The sequence below is a fragment of the Rhizobium sp. G21 genome (assembly GCF_014158035.1).
Classification (GTDB): Bacteria; Pseudomonadota; Alphaproteobacteria; order Rhizobiales; family Rhizobiaceae; genus Rhizobium_E.
This window is the reverse complement of record NZ_JACFXW010000001.1, coordinates 3,393,935-3,417,211: the sequence shown is the minus strand read 5'-3', so window position 1 is coordinate 3,417,211 and position 23,277 is coordinate 3,393,935. Positions and strand designations below refer to the sequence as shown.

At 59.1% G+C, this 23,277-nt stretch carries 19 protein-coding genes and 1 tRNA gene; 14 read left to right on the top strand and 6 right to left on the bottom strand.

Features of this window, described 5'->3' with window-relative positions; translation table 11 throughout:
- Window positions 1-151: 151 nt before the first annotated feature.
- From H2O14_RS17060 to H2O14_RS28935, 3 genes are all read right to left on the bottom strand, one after another.
- On the bottom strand, window positions 152-880 hold the full coding sequence (locus H2O14_RS17060) for a hypothetical protein (RefSeq protein ID WP_182828586.1): 729 nt from the start codon (window positions 878-880) through the stop codon (window positions 152-154).
- Window positions 881-1,053: 173 nt separating this feature from the next.
- Window positions 1,054-1,143, bottom strand: a tRNA-Ser gene (locus H2O14_RS17055).
- A gap of 179 nt (window positions 1,144-1,322) precedes the next feature.
- A complete protein-coding gene (locus H2O14_RS28935) occupies window positions 1,323-2,189 on the bottom strand; it encodes a DUF4357 domain-containing protein (RefSeq protein ID WP_312858616.1) in 867 nt (288 codons plus the stop codon).
- Window positions 2,190-2,368: 179 nt separating this feature from the next.
- Between H2O14_RS28935 and H2O14_RS17045 the strand changes: the two genes are divergently transcribed.
- Window positions 2,369-3,937, top strand: coding sequence for a class I SAM-dependent DNA methyltransferase (locus H2O14_RS17045; protein ID WP_182828585.1), 1,569 nt, complete (start codon window positions 2,369-2,371; stop codon window positions 3,935-3,937).
- Window positions 3,938-4,062: 125 nt separating this feature from the next.
- On the opposite strand, the gene H2O14_RS17040 is transcribed toward H2O14_RS17045, so the two are convergent.
- Entirely contained in the window at window positions 4,063-4,242 is a 180-nt protein-coding gene (locus H2O14_RS17040) for a hypothetical protein (RefSeq protein WP_182828584.1), read from the bottom strand.
- A gap of 110 nt (window positions 4,243-4,352) precedes the next feature.
- On the opposite strand from H2O14_RS17040, the gene H2O14_RS17035 reads away from it, so the two are divergent.
- From H2O14_RS17035 to H2O14_RS17020, 5 genes are all read left to right on the top strand, one after another.
- Window positions 4,353-5,123 carry a restriction endonuclease subunit S gene (locus tag H2O14_RS17035; RefSeq protein ID WP_182828583.1) on the top strand — a complete coding sequence of 257 codons (771 nt, stop codon included), beginning with the start codon at window positions 4,353-4,355 and terminating at the stop codon, window positions 5,121-5,123.
- Window positions 5,124-5,402: 279 nt separating this feature from the next.
- Entirely contained in the window at window positions 5,403-6,386 is a 984-nt protein-coding gene (locus H2O14_RS27635) for a type I restriction endonuclease (protein ID WP_246697428.1), read from the top strand.
- Window positions 6,387-6,412: 26 nt separating this feature from the next.
- Window positions 6,413-8,821, top strand: a complete 2,409-nt coding sequence (locus H2O14_RS17030; protein ID WP_246697427.1) for a DEAD/DEAH box helicase family protein — start codon at window positions 6,413-6,415, stop codon at window positions 8,819-8,821.
- A 3-nt stretch (window positions 8,822-8,824) separates the two neighbouring features.
- Window positions 8,825-9,592 carry a DUF429 domain-containing protein gene (locus H2O14_RS17025; RefSeq protein WP_182828582.1) on the top strand — a complete coding sequence of 256 codons (768 nt, stop codon included), beginning with the start codon at window positions 8,825-8,827 and terminating at the stop codon, window positions 9,590-9,592.
- A gap of 694 nt (window positions 9,593-10,286) precedes the next feature.
- Window positions 10,287-10,610 carry a hypothetical protein gene (locus tag H2O14_RS17020; protein ID WP_182828581.1) on the top strand — a complete coding sequence of 108 codons (324 nt, stop codon included), beginning with the start codon at window positions 10,287-10,289 and terminating at the stop codon, window positions 10,608-10,610.
- 75 nt (window positions 10,611-10,685) lie between these two features.
- Here H2O14_RS17020 and H2O14_RS17015 read toward each other — a convergent pair whose 3' ends face one another.
- Window positions 10,686-11,417: a hypothetical protein gene (locus tag H2O14_RS17015; protein ID WP_182828580.1), complete on the bottom strand. Its 732-nt coding sequence runs from the start codon at window positions 11,415-11,417 to the stop codon at window positions 10,686-10,688.
- 1,073 nt (window positions 11,418-12,490) lie between these two features.
- Here H2O14_RS17015 and H2O14_RS17010 point away from each other — a divergent pair.
- Window positions 12,491-13,480: a site-specific integrase gene (locus H2O14_RS17010; protein WP_182828579.1), complete on the top strand. Its 990-nt coding sequence runs from the start codon at window positions 12,491-12,493 to the stop codon at window positions 13,478-13,480.
- 252 nt (window positions 13,481-13,732) lie between these two features.
- On the top strand, window positions 13,733-14,596 hold the full coding sequence (locus H2O14_RS17005; protein ID WP_182828578.1) for a hypothetical protein: 864 nt from the start codon (window positions 13,733-13,735) through the stop codon (window positions 14,594-14,596).
- A gap of 239 nt (window positions 14,597-14,835) precedes the next feature.
- On the opposite strand, the gene rtcR is transcribed toward H2O14_RS17005, so the two are convergent.
- Complete coding sequence (gene rtcR / locus H2O14_RS17000; protein ID WP_182828577.1) at window positions 14,836-16,437, bottom strand: RNA repair transcriptional activator RtcR; 1,602 nt, start codon at window positions 16,435-16,437, stop codon at window positions 14,836-14,838.
- A gap of 210 nt (window positions 16,438-16,647) precedes the next feature.
- Here rtcR and H2O14_RS16995 point away from each other — a divergent pair, with 210 nt between their 5' ends.
- From H2O14_RS16995 to H2O14_RS16970, 6 genes are all read left to right on the top strand, one after another.
- Window positions 16,648-18,204, top strand: a complete 1,557-nt coding sequence (locus tag H2O14_RS16995) for a TROVE domain-containing protein (RefSeq protein WP_182829417.1) — start codon at window positions 16,648-16,650, stop codon at window positions 18,202-18,204.
- 823 nt (window positions 18,205-19,027) lie between these two features.
- Window positions 19,028-20,452 (top strand): RtcB family protein, encoded by a 1,425-nt coding sequence (locus tag H2O14_RS16990; RefSeq protein WP_182828576.1) that lies wholly within the window; start codon window positions 19,028-19,030, stop codon window positions 20,450-20,452.
- Between the two features lie 788 nt (window positions 20,453-21,240).
- Window positions 21,241-21,552, top strand: coding sequence for a 50S ribosomal protein L21 (rplU, locus tag H2O14_RS16985; protein WP_182828575.1), 312 nt, complete (start codon window positions 21,241-21,243; stop codon window positions 21,550-21,552).
- A 30-nt stretch (window positions 21,553-21,582) separates the two neighbouring features.
- On the top strand, window positions 21,583-21,855 hold the full coding sequence (rpmA, locus tag H2O14_RS16980; protein ID WP_182828574.1) for a 50S ribosomal protein L27: 273 nt from the start codon (window positions 21,583-21,585) through the stop codon (window positions 21,853-21,855).
- A gap of 129 nt (window positions 21,856-21,984) precedes the next feature.
- The gene (locus H2O14_RS16975) at window positions 21,985-22,617 is read left to right on the top strand and encodes a GNAT family N-acetyltransferase (protein WP_182828573.1); all 633 of its coding nucleotides are present in this window, start codon (window positions 21,985-21,987) and stop codon (window positions 22,615-22,617) included.
- A complete protein-coding gene (locus tag H2O14_RS16970) occupies window positions 22,614-23,276 on the top strand; it encodes a GNAT family N-acetyltransferase (RefSeq protein ID WP_182828572.1) in 663 nt (220 codons plus the stop codon). Before H2O14_RS16975 ends, H2O14_RS16970 begins: the two co-directional genes overlap by 4 nt.
- Window position 23,277 lies beyond the last annotated feature (1 nt).

Genomic DNA, 23,277 nt, shown 5'->3' with positions numbered 1-23,277 from the left:
GCTCGGGAAAGCGGGTTTCGGGCCTGATATCTCGGCCAGACTGGCCTGAATAGAGTCGCAAACACCTGGCGCACATTGGCGGAAAGCTGCTTGCTAGCGCTAGGCTCCTTGACGAACAACCGAGAGAGAAGAAGACGCTTGTCGTCCCGGTTCAGCCCTCAATGCTTTTGCTCCTTGAAGCGTTGAAACTTAGGGTTCCAGCAGCCATTGGGGTGTCTGCAAAGAGGTGCGATGTTCCCTTATAATGAAGGAAAATTCGTCGCGCTTCGCCTTTTCTGGCAGCGTCCTGCTCTTTGAGAACATTGCATATATGCATGAGTATCCATGAACACAAATTGGCATCACCCATCGCAGCGTGGAGGTCAGCACTGACTACGATTTTCACGCTCCGAATATACCGAACCGAGGCGTCGAAAACCTCTTGGGGTGTCGCATTTTCCGCGTGCCAGATCCGACCAGAGACCATCAACAACCTGGCTTCGGCATCCAAGTCGGAGAAAATGACGGCATCTTCATAAACGTCGCTAGACGCCCACACCTCGTGCGACAGGATGTTCCTGAGTTCGTATAGGTCCCGGAACAGAAGTCTCGCACAGTCAAATACGGATAAAACGACCGGATCAGCTTCGCTGTATGGAAATGAACACAGAAAATCTATTCTCGCCTTGGGATTCGGAAATTCCTTCAACGCGCGCTTCGCCGCAAGGAGTTCAGCTCCGTGCGTGACGTAGATTATCTCCTGGATAATACTCTGCAGGAATGTGCATGTCGAGACTATAGAAGCACTCAGCTCCCTGAAACCTGCGGGAATGACGGCGCCCGCTCCCGATCGTCGAGCGAGGTTCGTACTCTCGGTTATCAACTTGTAATATTTCGGCACCTCTTATTCCCATCATCGTAAACGAGGCAGCACTGGTCGATTCCCTACAGAGTTTGAATTTTGCCGTTCGCTGGCCTTCAAGATTTATCGGGCTGTAGAGTAAAATCGGCGGTTTTGCATGCCGATCGGTGATCGGTGGAAGTATCGTACCATACAAAGCAATCGGCGGCGTCTGGCGGAGAGGGTGGGATTCGAACCCACGGTACCCGTAAAGGTACTCCGCATTTCGAGTGCGGTGCAATCGACCACTCTACCACCTCTCCGCAGTCCGCTTTCGCCCGGGTGGAGAGCTGGTCGAGGGCTCAGGGGCGAAGCGTGGCGCGGATATAGCGACGATTTTTGAGGATGGCAAGATGGAAAAACGGGGTTTTCGGCGGTTTCTTCAGGCCGCTCCCCGAGCGCCTGGCGGCACCCGTAGAGGCTCAGTGTGGCGCGGCTGCGCCTAATCCTCGCTGGGCGGGGCTGGCGTGGCTAGACCCAGAACGGCGCCGAGCTGAAGGCCGTCCCCTTCTCTCAGCCAGTCCATGTAGCCTGTAGAGCTGCGGCCCTTGACCAGGGCGGACGCCGGAGAGGGCTTTGAGAACGGAATGTCGCGCATCAGTTCCATATAGTCGCCGCGATTGACCAAGTCGCCATTTTCGATCGACTGCTCTCGCAATCTCTTCACGTTTCCCGGCAAGGTTTCGGTCGTCTTCGCACTGATCTTCGACCCTCGCAGCAGAGTGTATGAGCCGTTGGCAAATGTGAGAAAGGCCTTGTCTTGAGGACGCTTGGGCAAAGGCGAATAGAGCTTCAGCGTGGGGCTGGCCGCTTCAGTAACGGGCTCATCAACCAGGCGAGACACTTGCGGCGACGCCGATGTCCGCTCCTCCACGGAGAACAGATCATATCCCAGCGCCTCGAGGACATAGATCAGATTTCCCAGATAGGTCCGCATCGTCGCAATATCGGCGCGCGGGAGATTTGATCCTGTCGGCTTGTTGCTGTTGGCGACCAGCGCCTTGCCGCTGTTGCCTTTGAGGATCATCCACAATTCGCGTTCCAGCCACTTCACATGTGCGCGTGTGAGATTGTCGTCCTTGCTGGTGAAGATCAGGAACGTGTCGAAGTCGATCGGGAATTTTCCGCTCGTATAGCGTTGTGAAAAGTCATCGCTCTCGCCGACATAGATTTCCGGCAGGTCATCGTCGGCGCTGGAGCGGATCAGCAGATAGACACATGAGCGGCTGAGAACTTCCGCTTCCAGCGCCTTTTTAAAAAACTCCGGCTGGCCGGTGATGGCGACGCCGGTCCAGTTGTCGAGCTCCACACCGTCGCAGACTGCGCGGATCCTGCCCGGTGATAAAGATCTTGACGACGCGACCGACCGGTTCCACGACGTTCCTCCCCTTCTACAGCATCACCACTCAACTTTATGATGCAACTTCTGTAACACGCCGCTATGGCTTAGTGTCAAACCGACTCGAATGAATATTGGAATGAAGCAGCATGCTTACAGGTGAAATCCGCTCGAAGGTCGATCAGGTCTGGAACGCCTTCTGGGCGGGCGGCATCGCCAATCCGCTGGAGGTGATCGAGCAGATCACTTACCTGCTCTTCATGCGCGGCCTGGATGACATTCAGACGCGGGAAGAGAACAAGGCCACGATGCTCGGCCGCCCGATGGAGCGGGTGATTTTCCCGGAAGGCGTCTATCGCACCCTGCGCGATGAAGACACCGGCGCGGTGAAGGAAGAGATCACCTATGCCATGCTGCGCTGGTCGCGCTTCCGCAATGATGATCCGGCCCGCATGTTCTTCATCGTCTCGGACAATGTCTTCCCCTTCCTGCGCGAGATGGGCGAGAAGGGCACGGCACACGCCGAGCATATGAAGGGTGCGCGCTTTACCATTCCCACGCCCGGCCTGCTGGCCAAGGTGGTGGATATGCTGGCCGACATCCCGCTCGAGGATCGCGACACCAAGGGCGATCTCTATGAATATATGCTGGGCAAGATCGCCAGCGCCGGGCAGAACGGCCAGTTCCGCACCCCGCGCCACATCATCAAGCTGATGGTGGAACTGACGGCGCCGACGCCGAAGGATGTGATCTGCGATCCGGCCAGCGTCACCTGCGGCTTCCTGGTCGCGGCCGGCGAATATCTGCGGGACAACCATCCGAAACTGTTTCAGGACAAGGAGAGCCGCGAGCATTTCCACAGCGGTATGTTCCACGGCTATGATTTCGACCAGACCATGCTGCGCATTGGCTCGATGAACATGCAGCTGCATGGCGTCGAGGCCGCCGATATCCGCTATCGGGATTCGCTCGCCTCCTCGCACAGGGATGACGCCGACAAATATTCGCTGATCCTCGCCAATCCGCCCTTTGCCGGCTCGCTGGATGAGGAAACGGCCTCGACCGATCTGCGCGCCATCGTCAAGACGAAGAAGACAGAGCTTCTGTTCATGGCCTTGTTCTTGAAGCTGTTGAAGCCGGGCGGCCGCGCCGCCGTCATCGTGCCGGATGGGGTTTTGTTCGGCTCCTCGACGGCGCATAAGGCCATCCGCAAGATACTGGTGGACAGCCACAAGCTCGACGCGATCGTCAAACTGCCGTCCGGCGTGTTCAAGCCCTATGCCGGCGTCTCCACGGCCATCGTCTTCTTCACCAAGACCAATTCCGGCGGCACCGATCACGTCTGGTTCTATGATGTGCAGGCCGATGGCATGAGTCTGGATGACAAGCGCCAGATGCTGGTGAGCGAGGACAAATTCGGGCCTACGCCCAAGGCGGCGCTCACGGTGGAAGAGCATGGCAGGAACAATCTGCCAGATGTCGTGGCCCGCTGGAAGGAGCGTGACGGCCAGGAGCGCGACAATCCGCGCAGCGGCCAGAGCTTCACCGTCAGCCGCGAAGAGATCGCGGCGGCCGATTACGACCTGTCGCTCAACCGCTACAAGGAAGTGGTGCACGAAGCCACGGATCACCGCCCGCCAAAGGAGATCATTGCCGAACTGCTGGCGCTGGAGGATGAGATTGCCGCCGGGCTGAAAGAGCTGGAGGCGATGCTGTGAGTGTGAGGATGGTCCGGTTGGCGGAGGTATGTGCAAGAATTTCCGATGGGACTCATCAAGCACCCAACTGGGCAGATAGTGGCATACCATTTCTTTTTGTATCGAACATTCGTAATGGACGCATCTCATTTGAAACAAGCAAATTTGTTTCGGTTGTAGAGTATGAAAAACTGACCAAAAACTGCCCGATTGAAGCCGGAGATGTGCTCTATACGGCTGTCGGTTCCTACGGCAATTCTGCGGTTGTGCCAGGCGGCAAGACCTTCATCTTTCAGAGACACGTCGCGCACCTGAAGCCTCGCCATGACATGATCGACTCAACTTACTTGGCCCAAATGCTGGAGACACCAGCTGTCATGAGACAGGCTGATAAGGTTGCGCGTGGGGTGGCCCAAAAACAGTTACACTCACTTCATTGCGCGATTTCGAAATCCCCCTTCCACCCCTCGATGAGCAGAAGCGGATTGCGGCGATCCTGGACAAGGCCGATACGCTGCGCGCCAAGCGCCGCCAGGCCATCGCGCTGCTCGACAGCCTCACTCAGTCGATCTTTCTGGAGATGTTTGGGGATCCGGTTAGCAATCCGCACGGATATTTGATTTTGAACGTCGAAGAACTTTCTGAGAAATATTCAGATGGACCGTTCGGATCTAACCTGAAATCTGAACACTACACGGATGATGGCGTGCGAGTCATACGTCTGCAGAACATTGGCGTAGGCTGCTTTATCAATGATGACGCAGCCTACATCAGCACGCAACATTTCCAGCATCTAGAAAGGCATGAATGTCGACCGGGTGACGTTTTGATTGCCACGCTTGGTGATCCAAACCTGCGGGCATGTATTCAACCTGACTGGCTTGGTTTGGCGATAAATAAAGCTGACTGTGTTCAGTTAAGGGTCAACCCATCAATTGCGACCCCAGAATATTGTGCCACATTACTCAATGTAGCTTCAGCAAGAGGCATTGCCGACGCTCTCGTGCTTGGTCAGACGAGGGGTCGCATAAGTATGGGCCGGCTAAGGGAGCTCAAACTACCGGTAGCACCTCTTAAAATGCAGCAAGCTTTTTCTGTCGCAATAAGGGCAATAGAAATGAACAAACAGCTTACCGCACGCTTGCTGAATGGTAGCAAAGTGCTTTTTTACTCCCTCCAACATCGCGCTTTCGCCGGACAGCTCTGAGGCCGCCTATGTCCAAATTCGCTTTCCTCGCCGCCAAATTTCCCGAGATTCTTGAGGGAGCACCTGAAACGAAAAAAAAGCGGACCGGTGTCCCGATCCGCCCCATATCTTCTCGTCTTCCCGGGGTGTGCGTCGATGCGCAGTGACCGTTTCCAGAAGCTCAGAGTGTTAAATTACCAAAATGGCGTAAGTGGCGCAAGCGGTAGCGCAGAAACTGATTGCAACCTGAGCGTAATGTGGCAACTATTTGGGCCGATCTGTCCAGTTGAAGAATAGTGGATGTCCAACTTCGCCTTCCTCGCCGCAGAATTTCCCGAAATCTTCGAAAGCGCGAAGAAGGCAGAAAGCTATGTCGCCGGCGATCCACGCACGGCGGCCTTCTACGCCCGGCGCTCGGTGGAGCTGGCGGTGCAATGGGCCTACAGGAACGACAGCGGCCTTTCCTTTCCCTATGACGACAAGATTTCGGCGCTGATCCATGAGCCGAGCTTTATGCGCCGCGCCGGCCAGGCGATCTTCACCAAGGCCAAGCTGATCATCCGCATCGGCAATCTCGCCGTCCACGAGACGCGCGAGACCTCGACGAAAGACGCCGGCGACGCCGTGCGCGAGCTGTTTCATCTCTGCTTCTGGCTGGCCCGCACCTATGCCAAGGCGCCGCCGCCGGATGGGCTGGCCTTTGACACCGCGCAGCTTCAGCGTAAGGACGACCTCGTCAAGCGCGCCTTTGCCGAGCTGACGAGGTTGAAAGCCGAGATGGAGGCCAGGGACAAGGCCTTCGCCAACCTGCTGCGCGACAAGGGCGATCTTGACGCCGAGTTACAGGCGGCGCGGGCCGAGCGCGACCGCATTCGCCGCGACAATGAACAGCGGCCGGATCATCACAATTATTCCGAGGCCGAGACCCGCGACGCCTTCATCGACCTCTTGCTGAAGGAAGCGGGCTGGGCGCTGAACGATGCGCGGGATCGCGAATTCCCCGTCTCCGGCATGCCCAACAATCAGGGACAGGGCTTTGTCGATTATGTGCTCTGGGGCGATGACGGCAAGCCCCTGGCGCTGGTGGAGGCCAAGCGCACCCGGCGCGACGCGCGTGAAGGCCAGCAGCAGGCCAAGCTCTATGCCGATTGCCTGGAGCGGCAATTCGGCCAGCGCCCGGTGATCTTCTATTCCAACGGCTATGAGCATTGGCTGTGGGATGATCTGAGCTATCCGCCGCGCCAGGTTTCGGGTTTTCACAAAAGGACGAGCTGCAACTGCTGATCCAGCGGCGCGCCAGCCGCAAGCCGATGACGTCCATCGCCGTCAATCGCAAGATCGCCGATCGCCCTTATCAGGAGCGGGCGATTGCGCGGGTGAAGGAGAGTTTCGACACGCACCGGCAGCGCAAGGCGCTGCTGGTCATGGCGACCGGCTCCGGCAAGACGCGCACGGTGATCGCGCTTGTCGACATGCTGATGCGGGCAGGCTGGGTGAAACGGGTTCTGTTCCTGGCCGACCGCGTGGCGCTGGTGAACCAGGCGGTCAAGGCCTTCAAGGCTCATCTGCCGGATTCGTCGCCGGTCAATCTGGTGACGGAGAAAACAGGCGAAGGCCGCGTTTTCCTTTCCACCTATCCGACCATGATGAACCTGATCGACGAGCGCAAAGGCGGGGCGGCGCGCTTCGGGCCGGGCCATTTCGATCTGGTGATCATCGATGAGGCGCATCGCTCCGTCTATCAGCGCTATGGCGCGATCTTCGACTATTTCGACAGCCTGCTGGTGGGATTGACCGCCACGCCGCGCGAAGAGATCGACCGCAACACCTATGGCCTGTTCGATCTCGAAGAGGGCGTGCCGACCGACGCCTATTCGCTGGATCAGGCCATTGCCGATGAATGGCTCGTGCCGCCCCTGGCTGTCTCCGTGCCGCTCAAATTCGTCCGCGACGGCATTCGCTATGACGAGTTGTCGGAGGCGGAAAAAGAACAGTGGGACATGCTGGAATGGGACGAGGAGGATGGCGATCCGCCCGACAGCGTCGATGCCCAGGCCGTCAACAAATGGCTATTCAACGAGGATACGGTCGACAAGGTTCTGGCGCATGTGATGACCGACGGCGTGAAGGCCGCAGGCGGTGACCGGCTCGGCAAGACGATCATATTCGCCAAGAACCAGGATCATGCCGACTTCATCGAAAAGCGCTTCAATCTGTCCTATCCGCATCTGGCCGGACATTTCGCCCGCGTCATCACCTTCAAGACCGAGTATGCGCAAACGCTGATCGATGACTTCTCGAAAAAGGACGGCGCGCCGCATATCGCCATCTCCGTCGATATGCTCGACACCGGCATCGACGTGCCGGAGGTGGTGAACCTCGTTCTGTTCAAGCTCATCCGCTCCAAGACAAAATTCTGGCAGATCATCGGGCGCGGCACGCGGCTTTGCCCTGATCTCTTCGGCCCCGGCGAGGACAAGGAATTCTTCCGCGTCTTCGATTATTGCCAGAATCTGGAATATTTCCGTCAGAACCCGAAGCCGGATGACGGCGCGAACGCCCGGTCGCTCAGCGAGCGCCTGTTCGCCGCCCGCTTCGATCTCATCCGCGCCCTGGACGAGAAGACGGAAACTGCCACGCTCGGCGGCCTGCGCGAGCCTGACGCCAGCTATGACGCCGGGCCGGAGGCAGCGCCAGCGGAAGAGAAGATCCGCGACAGCGCGCTCGACTTTCTCAAGACCTATGTCTCGACCATGAATCTCGACAATTTCGTCGTGCGCGGCAAGCGCAAGCTGGTCGAGAAATATCAGTCGCCACAGGCGTGGGATGATCTGACGGACGAGATGCGCGACGAACTTATCGACCATGTCGCGCCGCTTCCCAACGCCATGAAGACGGAGCCGGAAGAGGCCAAGCGGTTCGATCTCCTGATGTTCAACCTGGAGATCGCCCTGCTCAAGGGTTCACGACGCTTCGACAAGCTGAAACGGCAGTTGATCGACATCGCCTCCGCTCTCGATGAGCAGACCGCCATCCCGACCATCGCCGCCCAGCATACGCTGATCCTCGACGTGCTCTCGGATGTCTGGTGGGAAGGCGTGACCGTGCCCCTGCTGGAATTGGTGCGTCTTCGGCTGCGCGGGCTCGTGCATCACATCGAAAAGGGCCGGAAAGCCATCGTCTACACCAATTTCGAAGACGAACTCGGCGCAGCGACCGAACTGGATCTACCGCAGGTCGGCGAGGTCGATTTCGCGCGTTTCAAGAAGAAGGCTCGGCATTTTCTGCGAGAGCACGAGGACCACATCGCCATCGCCAAGCTGCGCCACGGCAAGCCGCTGACAGTGACCGATATCGAAGAACTGCAGCAGATGCTGCTGAAGGCCGGCGTCGGCGAGCAGACCCATCTCGACAAGGCGATAGAGCTGGCCCACGGCTTCGGCGCTTTCATCCGCTCGCTTGTCGGGCTCGACCGTCACGCCGTCGCCGAGGCCTTCAGCGAATTCCTGGCGGACGGCGCAGCGACCGCCCAGCAGATCGAATTCGTCGACATGGTCATCGAGCACCTGACGGAAAAGGGCACGATGGATCCGGGACTCCTCTATGAAAGTCCCTTCATCGATATGGCCCCGGAAGGCCCACAGCAGGTCATCGGGCTGGAGCGCGCCAAAAAATTGGTCGAGGTCATCAAGGGACTGAATGCGAGCGCGGCAGGGTGACGTTTGAATTTCGATGAGATCAATCTTCTCGGCATCGACGTCGGCTTCTCAGCGACGCGCCCCACGACGGGCATTGCCTGGAGTGTCGCCGGTGAGATCGACGCTGCGCGCACCTTTACAGATTGGGAGCGCCGAAAGCTCGCGGCGCCATCTGGCGCCCTATTCAATGTGATCGCGATCGATGGCCCGCTCATCGGTCCCAGCGCACCGGCGAAAGTCGTTCGTCGCTGCGAGCAGCTTCTCTCCAGAGGCCTGTTCCAGAAGCGCTGCAAGCCAGGCGCCAGTCACTCCGGGAGCGGCTTTCAACTGAGACAGGCTGCAGCTGAGACGGCCCGACAGTTCAAGCATCTCGGTATGCTTCCCAGTTTTGCGAACGCCATCGTCGCGGACGTTGCAATCGTCGAGGCGTTTCCCAACGCCTTCTTGGGCGTAATGCTGGATGCCGATGACTTCGGATTGATGCGCGTAGCGCGCGGCAAGAAATTCGACCAGCTGTATGATCAAGTTGTCGCGAGCAAGAGGATGTCCAGAATTCTTGAGGCGATCGGATGGAGAAATCAAAGACTGCTCGACCGGATTGACGCTGAGCGAGACCACGAGCGCCGCGCCGCGCTCATTTGCCTTCTCACTGCCGCGTGCGCCGCCTCGGGAAAGGCGACGACAGTCGGAGATGAGATCGGCGGCTGGATCTGGCTGCCGCCGATCGAGACCTGGGGCGACTGGGCGAAGCGGGCGCTGGAGGTGAACATTGTTTCACTGAATAGCGCCTAACGGATCGGTCGATTTGACTCATCAAAGCTCGCTGGCGAGCACCAGCATCTGGGTGCGCGCAGCTTCGTGCTGAGCTGGAAAGCGCGCCAGCGAGTCGCTATGAGCGAATTTGAATAGATTTAGAGAGTATCCATGGCCAAACCGCAGAAGCGAGACAATGATTATTATCTCAAACGGTTAGAGGACGAATTCCCTGCTATCTATGACGACTACCTCGCCCGGCGATATAGAACTGTCCGAGCCGCATGCGTCGCCGCTGGCATTCGGAAGTCCGCTCCTGCCGCGCTCCGGGCGCTGAGGAGCGCCTGGGCTCGTGCGAGCGCGGCGGAACAGGCTGAATTCCTTCGCGAGATTGGTGCCTCATTTGCAGCGGCATCTCCTTCCGGAGCAACGCCGGTCGCGATTGACCGCCGCCTCACGTCTGCAGCCAAACTACAGATCAAATCAATCATGCACGGGCGTAGACTGTCTATGGGTGACGTTATGGAGGAACTCGGCTTTAGCAGGCTGAACCCATCGCTTGGTCTCTCTCTGTCTCGTGATTCTCAGCTGAAAGACGCCCTCATCACCGCTCTCGAGGAATGGTTGGCGAAACACCCATAGCGTGCCCTGAAATTCGTTGATGACTACTTATCCTTGTCCTAGACGTCTTCTTGTCATGGGGGATAGACCCTTCAGTAAGGAGACCAACGAAATGAAACACCCACTCAGCATCACCGGCGCCGCCATCTTCGGCGCGTCCTGGCTGTTCCTTCTGTTCGGCGCCGGTGCTGACGAATATCGATCCGTCGTCAATTTCCATAAGCTCGTCATCGCACACGCCGGTATCGTCTCAGGGCTGGGCCTAATCGTGGCGGGGCTAGTAGCCACAGCGGCAACCCACTTGGCGCCTGCCGTCGGATACGGCAGGACAACGTCGTCAGCACCGGCTGAGATCTTGCCAAAGGAGCCCACGATGAGCCCTGAAGAATTGTCAAAGGCACTCGCGGAGGCGCGAGCGAGGCTGGACAAAGCCTGAGATTTGTTATCTCGCCGATTTTGCAACTTTTCCGTGCGCAATAACTAGCCCCGCCCCGCAATGACTTGGAGCCGGCTAATCGGGCTCATCTAAAAAGGTGAGAAGGCCAAGTTCAAACGGTGTGAGTTCGCGTTCGGGGTCTTTGATCAAGTCCTCTAACAGACGCTCGAGAGAAACGGTCGTAGAGGGGTGCTGAGCATCTTCAGCAACCTCGAGGCTGGCTCGGGCGTCCAAAGACGCCGTAGGCGCTCCGTGAGTCTCTACTGCCAGCCCATCCCCACTTCGTCGCTTAGCTTCACGATAAGCTGCTTTGCGGTCCCGCTCATATTTCTTGCGGTCCTCCGAACTCATTTTGTGGAGAAAGCGCTTCTGGCTTTCTCTCGCTGACTCCTTCTTATGTTCGTCCGTCCGGTCGCGCTGATAGGGCCGGACAGGCCGACCGACTCTCTCGGCGTAGGCTTTCCGTTCCTCGCTGTTACGCTTCTCTCTTGCGCGTTCCGCCGCCGCTTCCAACAGCTCACGTTGCCGGTCGGTGCATGCAGCACGCCAGTCGTCGTGTTGATGCCTGAACTCGACGGCGTTGTCGTAGTCTTCCTGCCTCGGAGCCGTCCGCGTCAGAATGCCGGCATAGACCAACCGAGCAGCAGTGGGGCTATGCAGGGTGATCACCTTCGGCGATCCGGCTTCATCCCGGGTCAGCCACTGGCGTGCTTTGAGGAAAACCTCAAGCGCCTCGTCAGATTGACCGGGCACGATTTCAATCGTTTTCGGAAACGGCGCATCATAACCGGGGGCTGCTTTCTTCATGTGTTAGGCCTCACGCTCACCCCTCGCCGGGGTATATTATTTCATTCCGGAGAGTAGAATTTCCCGCCGGAACCTGTCCCTAAGAATTTTCCGTCAGTTATTGTAATTCACTTAAAAAAGAAACATATCTAACATAGAGAAAATTCTTAGGGACAATTGCGAAACGCAGCCCAATGCTATGGTCTCAAGTCTCCGGCGTGCCGCCGGAGGCAACGGAAGGGTTGGATCGGGACCTCGTCCTCATGGCGTGAACGCGAACGCCAGGACTATCGATTGCCGGCTCACATCCCACTCACTAACCTCTCGTTCGTAGCCACGTCTACCCGTCGTGACCAGGTTGTGATCAAGCCAGGGACGAGGCTGCTTACATGACGGCGAGGTCCCCGGTTTACATGGGTAGGCGGAAATCGCAGAGTTCGAAAGGAACCAAGTGCGGCCCGTCTATTTCAACCAGGCCCATAAGGCGGGGTCAGCTCTCGACTGGCCTAACAATCACGGCAAGCTGGCGGTTTCCTCTCTTCTAGAGTGAGCTGTGCTTGCTCTGCTTTGAATGTGCTGTCAACGAATCGCGGCGGATGAGGATCATCCGACCATAGGGTGATCTATATATCAGTCCGCGATTTCCATGCCTCTTGTCTCACGGCAACACTCGCTAAGAACCACGTCCACGCGCCCGCGACAGCTCATTCATGATCAAATCGTTGAGAACGCCAAACGGATTAGGCCGGCGCTTACTGAGGCGTTGGTGGCGGCAATCAACAACGGGTGCGAAAGTTGACGTGCCCGGAATTTTTCTAGGCCGCCCTGGAATGTCAACTTGATGTAAACCTGGTGTAAACTAATGCCCATCCCGCGCATGATCACTAAACGATTTTGGTTGACACGATGTCAACCAAACCGAAGCACTGGTTGTCGTCTCCCGCTCAGACGGGTAGTCATTTTCGTGGATGCATGCCGGTGCCGGACGCATCCCTTTCGAGGCAGTCACTTTTTCCTAGGACTTCGAATTCGCTGCCGCCTCCTTGGCTTCCCCTTCCCGGCATCCTACGCTTCATCTGAACAGGGCGGGTCAGATGGCATCAATCCGAAAACTACGAGGGCGGTGGCAAGCACAAGTGCGCAGGCGCGGCACGAAGCCCCGGTGCAAGAGCTTCGATACGCGGCAGGAAGCGGAACGCTGGGCGCGCGAGCTCGAAGCACAGGTCGACAAGTTCGGAGCGGCACCAGACACCAAGATTCTCGAGTCGACGACTTTCGGCGCCCTCATGGAGCGCTATCAGAAAGAAGTCACACCGCTGAAGCGGAGCTCTACTCAGGAGAGCCAGCGCATCACGGTTCTCCGGCGGCATGAGCTTGCGTTCAGGACAATGATCGGTCTGAGCCAACAGGATATCGCTTCATTTCGCGATGAACGTCTGAAATCCGTAGCCGCGTCTACGGTCGTGCGCGATCTGGCAATTCTGAGTCATATCATTGAGGTGGCGATCCGCGATTGGGGACTGCCCCTCAATAAGAACGTCGTGAAGTTGATCCGTCGTCCGGTTGTCAGGAATGAGCGCAGTCGTAGACTGTCTACGGAAGAAGAACAGCGTCTTCTCGATGCATGTGGTGAAGGCAAGATCCCCTTTCTCAAGCACCTGGTCATCGTTGCGATCGAGACAGGGATGCGTCGTGGAGAGCTTCTCGGCATGAAATGGAGTGATGTTTCGCACAATCGCCGCGTCATCTCGCTGGCTCTTACGAAAAATGGAACATCGCGTGAAGTTCCTCTGTCTCAACGCGCTCATGACGAACTCTGCACATGGCGCGCACGATGCGATGATCAAACAGACCAAGTTTTTCCAATGAAGACCGGAACGTTTAATCAGGCCTGGAGACGGATACTCGCACGCGCTCGCGTAGACAGTCTACATTTCCACGACTTGCGCCACGAAGGCATAAGCCGGCTATTCGAGAAGGGCCTGAACGTCATGGAAGTCTCGACAATTTCAGGTCACAAAGAGTTGCGAATGCTCAAGCGCTACACGCATTTGTCTGCTGACGATCTCGTCGCCAAGCTTTAGCGCTCTCGCAATGCTAACATTCTTTCAGCAGCGTTTACCATTTTCGCTGCCTTTGGCACGACCAGCGTGGGCAGCGAGCATACTGCGCCGCGGCCAGCGACATATGAGCTTGCAGATCGTCGCCTCGTATGGTCTCCAATCAGCGGACATTTTTCGCACCACATCTAGCGCTGGCCAGGATCTGTCGCGTGCGACTTCATCCTGCATCGTCTCCCGACATTTGTCACCTGGGCGACGCCGAGGAGAAAGCTGATGAAAGAAAGCCACCAGACCGCCGGCGATCAGCTCACACAATTCTGGAACGAAATGCCGTGCGAAGCAGAACCCTTTGTCCATCCTCGTGACCGCGATTGGATGTTAGCGCCCAAGGTAGCAGATAGTGTAAGGCTGAACGCGCCAGTGGACCCAAAGGACTGGATCGAGGAGGCACGAGGGTCTCGCGTTCAATTTGGTCTTCTTCCCATCCCTTATCTGGGAGACCTGAAGCGCGCAGACATAATCATTTGCCTTCTCAACCCTGGCCTTGAGGCCGGCGACTTTCACGCTGAGCTGCGCATGCCTGAATTCCGAGCGGCTGTCTCACGCTCTCTGCGTCAGGATTTTCAGGGCGATGAGAGATATCCGTTCCTCTTCCTGGATCCTCAATGGTGCTGGACAGGCGGACATAGATGGTGGGCGAAGAAGCTGAAGGGCATCATCTCAGCTATATCGGAGTTCTGTGAATGCAGCTTCGATGACGCAACAGCGAAGTTGGCTTGCCGGATCGCCGCCGTCGAACTGTTCCCATACCACTCCGCCACGTTTGAGATGCACCGCGCGTTGACAGCAATACCTTCTTGCTACCAGGCGCGCGAGTTCGTGCGCCAGGCTGCTCACGACTCCGACAAAATCGTCATCGTGACCAGGCAGGCAAAGGCCTGGCAGCTGCCACGATCTAACGAGCCGCAGCCGAACTTGATTGTTTACAAGGACGGGCAAGAGCGAGGCGCGCACCTCTCCCCGGGCACCACCGGCGGACAAGCAATTCTTTCCAAGCTGGGCATCTCGAACACCAACCGAACTGTCAGCGCTGAGCACGACCATCTTCCCGCAGGCGACATTGTCGCCCAGCCTTAAATCCGCCGGCGCCCGCGCCGTCCATGCAGGGGTCGGTCATGCGCGGCACGAAACCGGCGACGGGCTGTGGCCCGAGTGTGCCGCTTGGTAACCCTGCGCCTCCCGGAGAGCGCTGCAGCAGATCCGTCTGATCGACGGATCGCTGTATTTCCAGCATTTTTCGAAGGTGTGATCGTTGGTGCTGTTACAGATCTTCACCGCACTTGTCGTGCGATGAAGCAGGCCATGCGTTCCAATGATTATGCGCTTGGCAGCATGTCCTGGAATCTTAGCCCGAACCGTCCGAGATATTTCACCAGCCGATCAGCATCGTTGCTGCTCTGCTTCTCCATCCGAGACTGCGCAAAAAGAGCACGGCCGGCTGAACTGGCGGATGCGTGCTGCCGGCAGACACGCAGGACATCTGCGAGTTGGACGGCATCGAAGCGGTCGAGGCGGGAGGCGGCTTCCTCTCCGAGCGCCTCTTCGAGGATAGCGTCCCAGCCGTCGCCCGCCACCCGCCACAGCATCCTCAGCCGGCGGATTTCGTCATCCACGGCCTCTGCGGTGATGCGGCCCTGCGGCGCAAGCGTCGCCATGCGAGTGACGGAGGCGGAGAGGTCGCGAAAATTGGCGGTCCAGGCAGCGTCCGGTCCCGTTGCGAAGGCGAGATAACGCTCGCGCGCCTCCTTGTTGAAGGTGACGTTCTGGCCCTCCCTGTCGAGGTAGCGGCGAAGTTCGAAGTCGAGATTGGGTTCGATATCCTCCTTGCGGTCGCGCAGCGCGGGCAGCTGGAAGGTCCAGAGATTGAGGCGGGCGTAGAGATCCTCGCGAAACTTGCCCTTGCGCACATCTTCGCCGAGATCGCGATTGGTGCCGGCGAGCAGCTGAAAATCGGCCGACGCCTCCTTGTCGGCGCCGACGGGCAGGAAACGCTTTTCCTCGATGGCGCGCAGGCACATCGCCTGCTCGTCGAGCCCGAGTTCGCCGATCTCGTCGAGAAACAACACGCCCTTGTCGGCGGATTTGAGCAGCCCCGCGCGCTCGGTCGCAGCGCCGGTGAAAGCGCCTTTCACATGCCCGAACAGCGCGGACATGGCCTGGTCGCCACGAAGCGTCGCGCAGTTGACCTCCACGAACGGGCCGCTGATCTTGTGCTGGCTCTTCTTGAGTTCATAGATCCGCCGCGCCAGTTGCGACTTGCCCGCGCCGGTCGGCCCCGTCAGAAGCACCGGCGCCGTCGAGCGAACCACGACCCGTTCGATCTCGTCGATCATGCGGTTGAAGGCGGCGTTGCGGGTGGAGATCCCGGATTTGAGGAAGGACGCAGCCTCGGTCTGCTCGGCGGCGAACCGCTTGGCGATTTCGTCATAGCGCGAGAGATCGAGGTCGATAATCGTATGCGTTCCCGCATAATTGTCGAACTTGCTACGCTCACGCGGCGGCGACAGCTGCAAAAGGCGCGCCGGGATGATGCGCGCTTCGGTCAGCAGGAACCAGCAGATCTGGGCGACATGGGTGCCGGTGGTGATATTGACGATATAGTCCTCGCTGTCGGGATCGAAGGCGTAGCCGCGGGCGAAATCGCGGAGCTTCGTATAGACCTCCGAGAAGTCCCAGGGATCGCGGAAGTTCAGGACGGTCGGTCGGACATCGGTGGCGGGCGAGACGATTTCGATATCGTCGATGATGCGGCTCGCCAGGCTGGACGCGTGATCGTCATGAATGAGCTCCAGCCGATCGATGAACAGACTGGACTGCTGGCACAGGGCGACATTGGGTCGCCAGCGGCTCCAACGGTCCTCTCGCTTGCCCATATCGAGTGTGGTTCCAAGAATGCTGATGGCGACTCTGCGCTTCATGCCTTATCCCACGGTATAATTTCTTAGATCTAAGGATATCCTATTTCGACAGCGCGTGGCGTTCAAGCTCACGCGGCGTGTCTCAATTGAAATTAAAAGTCATTCTGTATCAAATATTTACATGATATTTCTCACTAGGCCACGCGATTTTCGGTAAACTGGCACACGCCCTGCAAGGTATCTGGCATGAACAACCTGAGAGGTTCCGTCATGGCAAACAAGGCGATCTTCAGATCCTACCTCGGCAAGCTGCTTCCGAGCACGGACACAAAAAATCACGAAGGGGCTGCGGCCTGTGCGCTGACAGCGCGTGAGGCGCTGGCGCAGTATGCCGTGACCGGAACCTTCAACAACACCTTTTACGCCGATGGAGCAGACCAGCTTGACGCGGTGCGGAAGCTCGCGCTTGAGGTGGAGCCGGAGTTTCTGGGCAAGGTGGCGATCTATGCGGCCGAGAAGGGCCACATGAAGGATATGCCAGTGACGCTGCTGGCGATCCTGTCAGGCCTTGAGAGCGACGCCTTCACCCGCGCTTTTCCGCGCGTGGTGAAAAGCGGCAAGATGCTGCGTGGCTTTGTGCAGGTTATGCGCTCAGGCGCCACGGGGCGGAAATCGCTCGGAACGCGGCCGAAGAAGATGGTCCAGGCCTGGCTCGAACGCGCCAGCACGGAGCAAATCCTGCGCGCCATGGTCGGCAACGATCCGTCGCTCGCCGATGTGATCAAGATGGTCCATCCGAAGCCCGCAAGCGAGGCGCGTCGTGCGCTCTACGCCTGGGCGATCGGCAAGCCGCATGATCACGCGGCGCTGCCCGGCCCCGTCAAGGCGCTGGAAGCGTTCCGGCGCGACCAGACGAACCCGGTTCCCGATGCGCCGTTCCAGATGCTGACCTCGCTTCCGCTGAAGCGCGAGCATTGGGTCGAAATCGCCCGCAAGGGCGGCTGGCAGATGCTGCGGCAGAATCTCAACACACTCGCGCGCAATGGCGTGTTCGCGGTCGAGGGCGTTGCCGAGGAAGTCGCCGGTCGACTGGCCGATCCGGAACAGGTCCGCAAAGCCAAAGTCTTCCCCTATCAGTTGATGATGGCGTGGAAGATGGTCGACCAAACGGTTCCGCCTGTGGTTCGCGATGCGCTTCAGGATGCGATGCAGGCGGCGATCGGCAATGTGCCGGCGATACCGGGCGATGTCGTGCTCTGCCCTGATGTGTCGGGCTCGATGAGTTCGTCGGTGACGGGTTTCCGCAAGGGGGCGACGTCATCGGTGCGTTGCATCGACGTGGCCGGCCTTATGACGGCGGCGTTTCTGGAGCGCAACCCGAAGGCGCGGGTGCTGCCGTTCGAGAACCACGTTGTGAAGGTGGATCTCAACCGGCGGGACTCGGTGATGACCAATGCCGAAAAGCTGGCGGCGATCGGCGGCGGCGGAACCAACTGCTCCGCGCCGCTGAAAAAGTTGGCGGACGAGAAGGCGAAGGTCAACCTCGTGGTGTTCATCTCGGACAATCAGTCCTGGATGGATGCGCGTCCCAACGGCCAGGCCTCTGCGATGATGGTGGAATGGACACGGATCAAGGCGCGGAACCCGGCTGCCAAGCTGATCTGCCTGGATATCCAGCCTTACGCCACGTCGCAGGCAGCGACATCGGTCGATGTGCTGAATGTCGGCGGCTTCTCCGACGCCGTCTTCAGCGCCATCAGCACGTTCGCATCCGGAAAGTCGGGTGCTGAAAGCTGGGTGAAGGAGATTGAGGACATTGTCCTCTAAAAGAATGCTCCCCGCCGGGTCGTGACCGGCGTGGGGCGCCGTGACGAATGCCGGAAGAAACTAGAGGCTGTCACCTCCAGGTCGCGGGTTCGAATCCCGCCGGGTCCTCCATACTTGTTTGCGCGCAGCCGCCACACCAACCCTGCGTGCGCATCATGGACCCGTAGCTCAGCGGACAGAGCAGGAACGTTTCTCCAAACCTTGTCGTCACGGCAAGATGATGCATGGCGAATGCTAAGCGGAACTACATGGGTCGCGGGTTCGAATCCCGCCAGGGTTTTCCCTGTAGCTCAGCGGGTAGAGCAATGACGTTTCTCGAACACCTCGTCGCCATGGACTGAATTGCAGCGGCGAATGCTAGGCGGAACTACAGCCTCCAACACTCGGATGGTCTGGCAGGTTCGACTCCTCCTGGGCATACGCTTTCTGGCACGAGCGGGACCATCCGGTTTCGTCCATTCTCGTCGCCGCTGCTAGAATACGCCTCGGCGAATGCCGACAGGACTACAGGTAGCGCGCCTTGCCCGAACGAACGGGCAAGGAGGCCGGATGTTCAAATCATCCCATGGTCGCTTCGGCGAGCATGTGGCGTAGGTCGAGTCTTGTCCCGCCTCGTCGTCGGGGCCTTGAATACCCCCGGCGAATGCCGGCAGGACTACACGGAAAGAGCGCTCTCTTCAGTTTCGAAGGGAGAGGTCGGATGTTCAAAGCATCCCGGGTCCGGTCACGAACCTCGTAGCTCAGAAAACGTCTTGCCAACAGTCGTCGCCGGGGCCGGATGACGCAAAACATTTTGATAAGGACTGCAAAAGCAGAAAAGAAGATGATTGAGATAGTAAGCGGACAGGATTTGATCAACGCCGGCATGAGCCAGGGCAAGTGGTTTCGACCCGCGCTCGAGGCGGCCAACACGGTCTTGGCGCAGGGTGGTTCGATGGCGGATGCGCTTGACGCCGCCCGACGCTTCGCGCCGGCCCCGACGCTGCCGCTGCGGTCGGAAAACCACGTCGAAATCCACATGAACATTCGCGCCGAGGACGAGTTCGAGCGCGACAATATCGAAAAGGTCAACGCCACCATGCGCGCGCTCGTGCGCACGCCGGGCATCCGCGCTGCCGCCATCATGCCGGACGCTTGTCCTGCGGGTCCGGTCGGCTCGATCCCGGTCGGCGGCGTGGTGGCCTCCGAGCATATCCATCCGGGCATGCATTCGGCCGATATCTGCTGCTCCATGGCGATCTCCATCTTTCCGGGCATTGCTCCGAAAGACCTGCTCGACGCGGTTCATGCGGTGACGCATTTCGGCCCGGGCGGGCGTCCGCGCGGCGCGCAGATCAAGCCGTCCGAACAGACGCTGACAGCCTTTCAGAACAATCCGTTCCTGAAAGACGTCGTCAGCGCGGGCATTGAGCATTTCGCCACACAGGGCGATGGCAACCACTTTGCTTATGTTGGCCAGATGAAGTCCACAGGGGAGACGGCGCTGGTGACCCATCACGGCTCCCGAGCACCGGGCGCGCGGCTCTACGACAACGGCATGCGGGTCGCCAATCGCTATCGCACGGAGCTTTCGCCTGAAACGTTGAAGGACAATGCCTGGATCCCGGCCGACAGCGAGGACGGCGAATTCTACTGGGCAGCTCTTCAGACGATCCGTCAATGGACCAAGGAGAACCATCTGGCCATCCACAATATGGCGGCGGAGAAACTGTCGGCCAAGATCGCGGACAGGTTCTGGAACGAGCATAACTTCGTGTTCCGGAAGTCGGACGGCCTGTTCTATCACGGCAAGGGTGCGACGCCGGCCTTCGACGGCTGGGCGGAGGATGCAACCGATCTGACGCTCATTCCGCTCAATATGGGGGAGCCGATCCTGATCGCGCGCGGGTCAAACGCAGTCAACGGACTCGGATTTTCGCCGCATGGCGCGGGCCGAAACTTCTCACGCACCGGCCATATCCGTCGCCTCGGGGCCGAATATGGCGCCGACAGTCGCGGCTTGAGCCCGAACAACATTGCCGCGATCCTGGCCAAGGAAACCGCGGGGCTGGATGTCAGGTTCTTCTCTAATGCGCCCGACGTGTCGGAATTGCCGAGCGCCTACAAGAACGCCGCCAATGTCCGAGCCCAGATCGACCATTACGGCCTTGCCGAAATCGTCGACGAGGTCATCCCCTATGGCTGCATCATGGCCGGCGACTGGCAGAAGGACGCGCCGTGGAGAAGGAAGAAGAACCGAGAGAAGTGACGAGGCTAGTGGCGAGTTTTCAAGGCTCGCCACTGTGGCCCTCGTCCTATTATTCACGGCAACGCCCGGGGCTGGCCCGTCCCGGCCAGTTTGGCTGTCTTTACCGAGCCGTAACCATCATTCCCGATATAGGAGAGACCACCGATCGACATATCTTTGGACTCGCTAAGCCGGAAGACTGACGGCCTTTATGCGCTGACCAACGGTCTGCCAACATTGGAGAACGACGACGGAGCCTATACGAACTCATTGCAACTGGATACTGAGAGATCAGCGGTATCGTGCCGCTACTGTGGCGTTTTTCTGTCGAAAGCATCCCATGATCAGGAAGCTCCGCAAAAAGCGCTTGAAAATGAACGATTATGTGTGAGAAATCAAATATTGAAGATCACGACCGCGACCGATCCAGGGCAGATTTCGAGTGCGGTGCAATCGACCACTCTACCACCTCTCCGCAGTCCGCTTTCGCCCGGGTGGAGAGCTGGTCGAGGGCTCAGGGGCGAAGCGTGGCGCGGATATAGCGAGGAAGATTGGCGCGCGCAAGAGAGAAATTCGGCCTTTTTCGCTTTTGTCCCCGCGCCTTGCCTTGACACATGAGGGGCCTCGCGTACACGCAGGTCACGAATGCTGCGGATAGCTCTATCCTCGGCCTGAAATAGGCTTTGCCGAAAGGCGGGTCGACACCGGCGGATTTCCGCCACACGCAACCGACTGACAAAAAGACCGCACGGGCGGCGTTCGCGAGAACTTTTCCCGATGCGCGTACAAAGAACATGAAAGGAAAAATAATGTTCGCAGTCATCAAGACCGGCGGTAAGCAGTACCAGGTTTCCGCCAACGACGTCATCGCCGTCGAAAAGCTCGAAGGCGAAGCCGGCGCTCAGATCGAATTCACCGAAGTCCTCGTCGTCGGCGAAGGCGCCGGCGCCAAGATCGGCGCGCCCTTCGTGGCCGGCGCCGTGGTGACCGCGGAAATCGTCGAGCAGGGCCGTTCGCGCAAGACCATCGCTTTCGTGAAGCGCCGCCGTCAGAATTCCAAGCGCAAGAAGGGCCATCGCCAGGCCTTCACCAAGGTGCGCATCGTCGCGATCGCGGCTTGATCGGGTTAAAGAGGACCAAGGAGAACTAACATGGCACACAAAAAAGCTGGCGGCTCCTCGCGTAACGGCCGCGATTCCAATTCCAAGCGCCTCGGCGTGAAAAAGTTCGGCGGCGAAAACGTCATTGCCGGCAACATTATCGTGCGTCAGCGCGGTACGCAGTGGCATCCGGGCGCCAATGTCGGCCTCGGCAAGGATCACACCATTTTCGCGCTCGTGGAAGGCAATGTGGACTACCGTACGAAGGCCAATGGCCGCGTCTACGTATCCGTCATGCCGAAAACGGCCGCAGCAGCAGAGTAAGCCGGAGCTCTCTAAACAGCCGGCGCCTCATCGGCCCGGCTGGCGCTTCAGGTTGCAAAACCTCCAGGGTTCAAAAGGGAAGATGGGGAAATCCATCTTCCCTTTTCGCATTTGACCAAGGAGGTTGTCATGCAAAGCCCAATCTTGAAGGAAAGCCAAAGTGGTTTTCCCAGCGACGCGCGGCCCTTGCCGCAGGAGTTGTTGTTAAGTCCGCAATTGCATAGCGAGCGTCTGACGCTCCGCGCGCCCGAAACGGCCGACGCCCACGCAATTGCCCATCTCGCCAACAACATCAACGTCGCCTCCAAACTCTCCCGCATGCCGCATCCCTATACGGTGGCCGACGCCGCGAACTTCATCGCCCGTGTTGCCTCCGGCGCGATGGGCAAATGCGTGTACGCCGTCACCCGAACCGACAACCGCGCCTTTCTCGGCGGCTGCGCGCTCGAGGAGACGGATGGCGGCCGAGGTCTCGAGATCGGTTACTGGCTCGGCGAGCCCTATTGGAACCGGGGCCTGGCGACGGAAGCCGCGCAGACCCTGATCGACCACGGCTTCCACACCTTCGGCGCCGACTATATCGACGGCCGCTGCCGGGTGATGAACACCGCATCCCGCCGGGTGCTGCAGAAATGCGGCTTCCAGTTCCAGGGCACGGGCATGGCCTCGTCCCTGGCTCTCGGCGGGCGGGTCGCGGTGGAATGGTTCCGTCTCGATCGCAAGACCTGGGATTCGCTCCGGCATTGGGGAGGGGCGAGATGAACGCGCTCGTCCATGATCTCCTGCTCGGCACCCGTCCCCTGCCGCCCCGCACCAACCCCGCCTGCCCCGATCTCGGCGACCAGCCGCTGATCCGGACGGGACGGCTGACGCTTCGTCCGCTCAACGCGACCGATGCGCCGGCCATCCGCGCGGGTCTCGACAATTACCGCGTCGCCAAGATGCTGGCCCGCGTTACCCAGCCCTATCACCTGGAGGACGCCGAGGACTGGCTGGCGGCGGGGCCGAAGGGCGGCTGGAGCTTCGGCATCACCCAAGGCGGCATCGGCGCGATCCTGTCGCCGGGCGCGAAAGCCGCCAATGGCAATGTCGACGACCGGCTGATCGGCGTCGTCTCGATCGAATGGACCGAGACGTCGGGCCGCAGGGGCTGGCATCTCGGCTATTGGCTGGCCGAGGAGCATTGGGGCCGCGGCTTGATGACGGAAGCGGTCAACGCGGTACTCGCGCGCTTCTTCGCCACCCATATGGGCGAAACCCTTTATTCCCAGGCGATGGCCGACAACCCGGCCTCGCTGAGAATCCAGGGAAAGCTGGGCTTCGACGTCACCGGCGTTTCCGAGCTCTATTCGGAAGGACGCTCAGCGATGGTCCGGACCATCCTGACCGAGGTCACCTTCGGCGGCTACATGCCGCACTGAA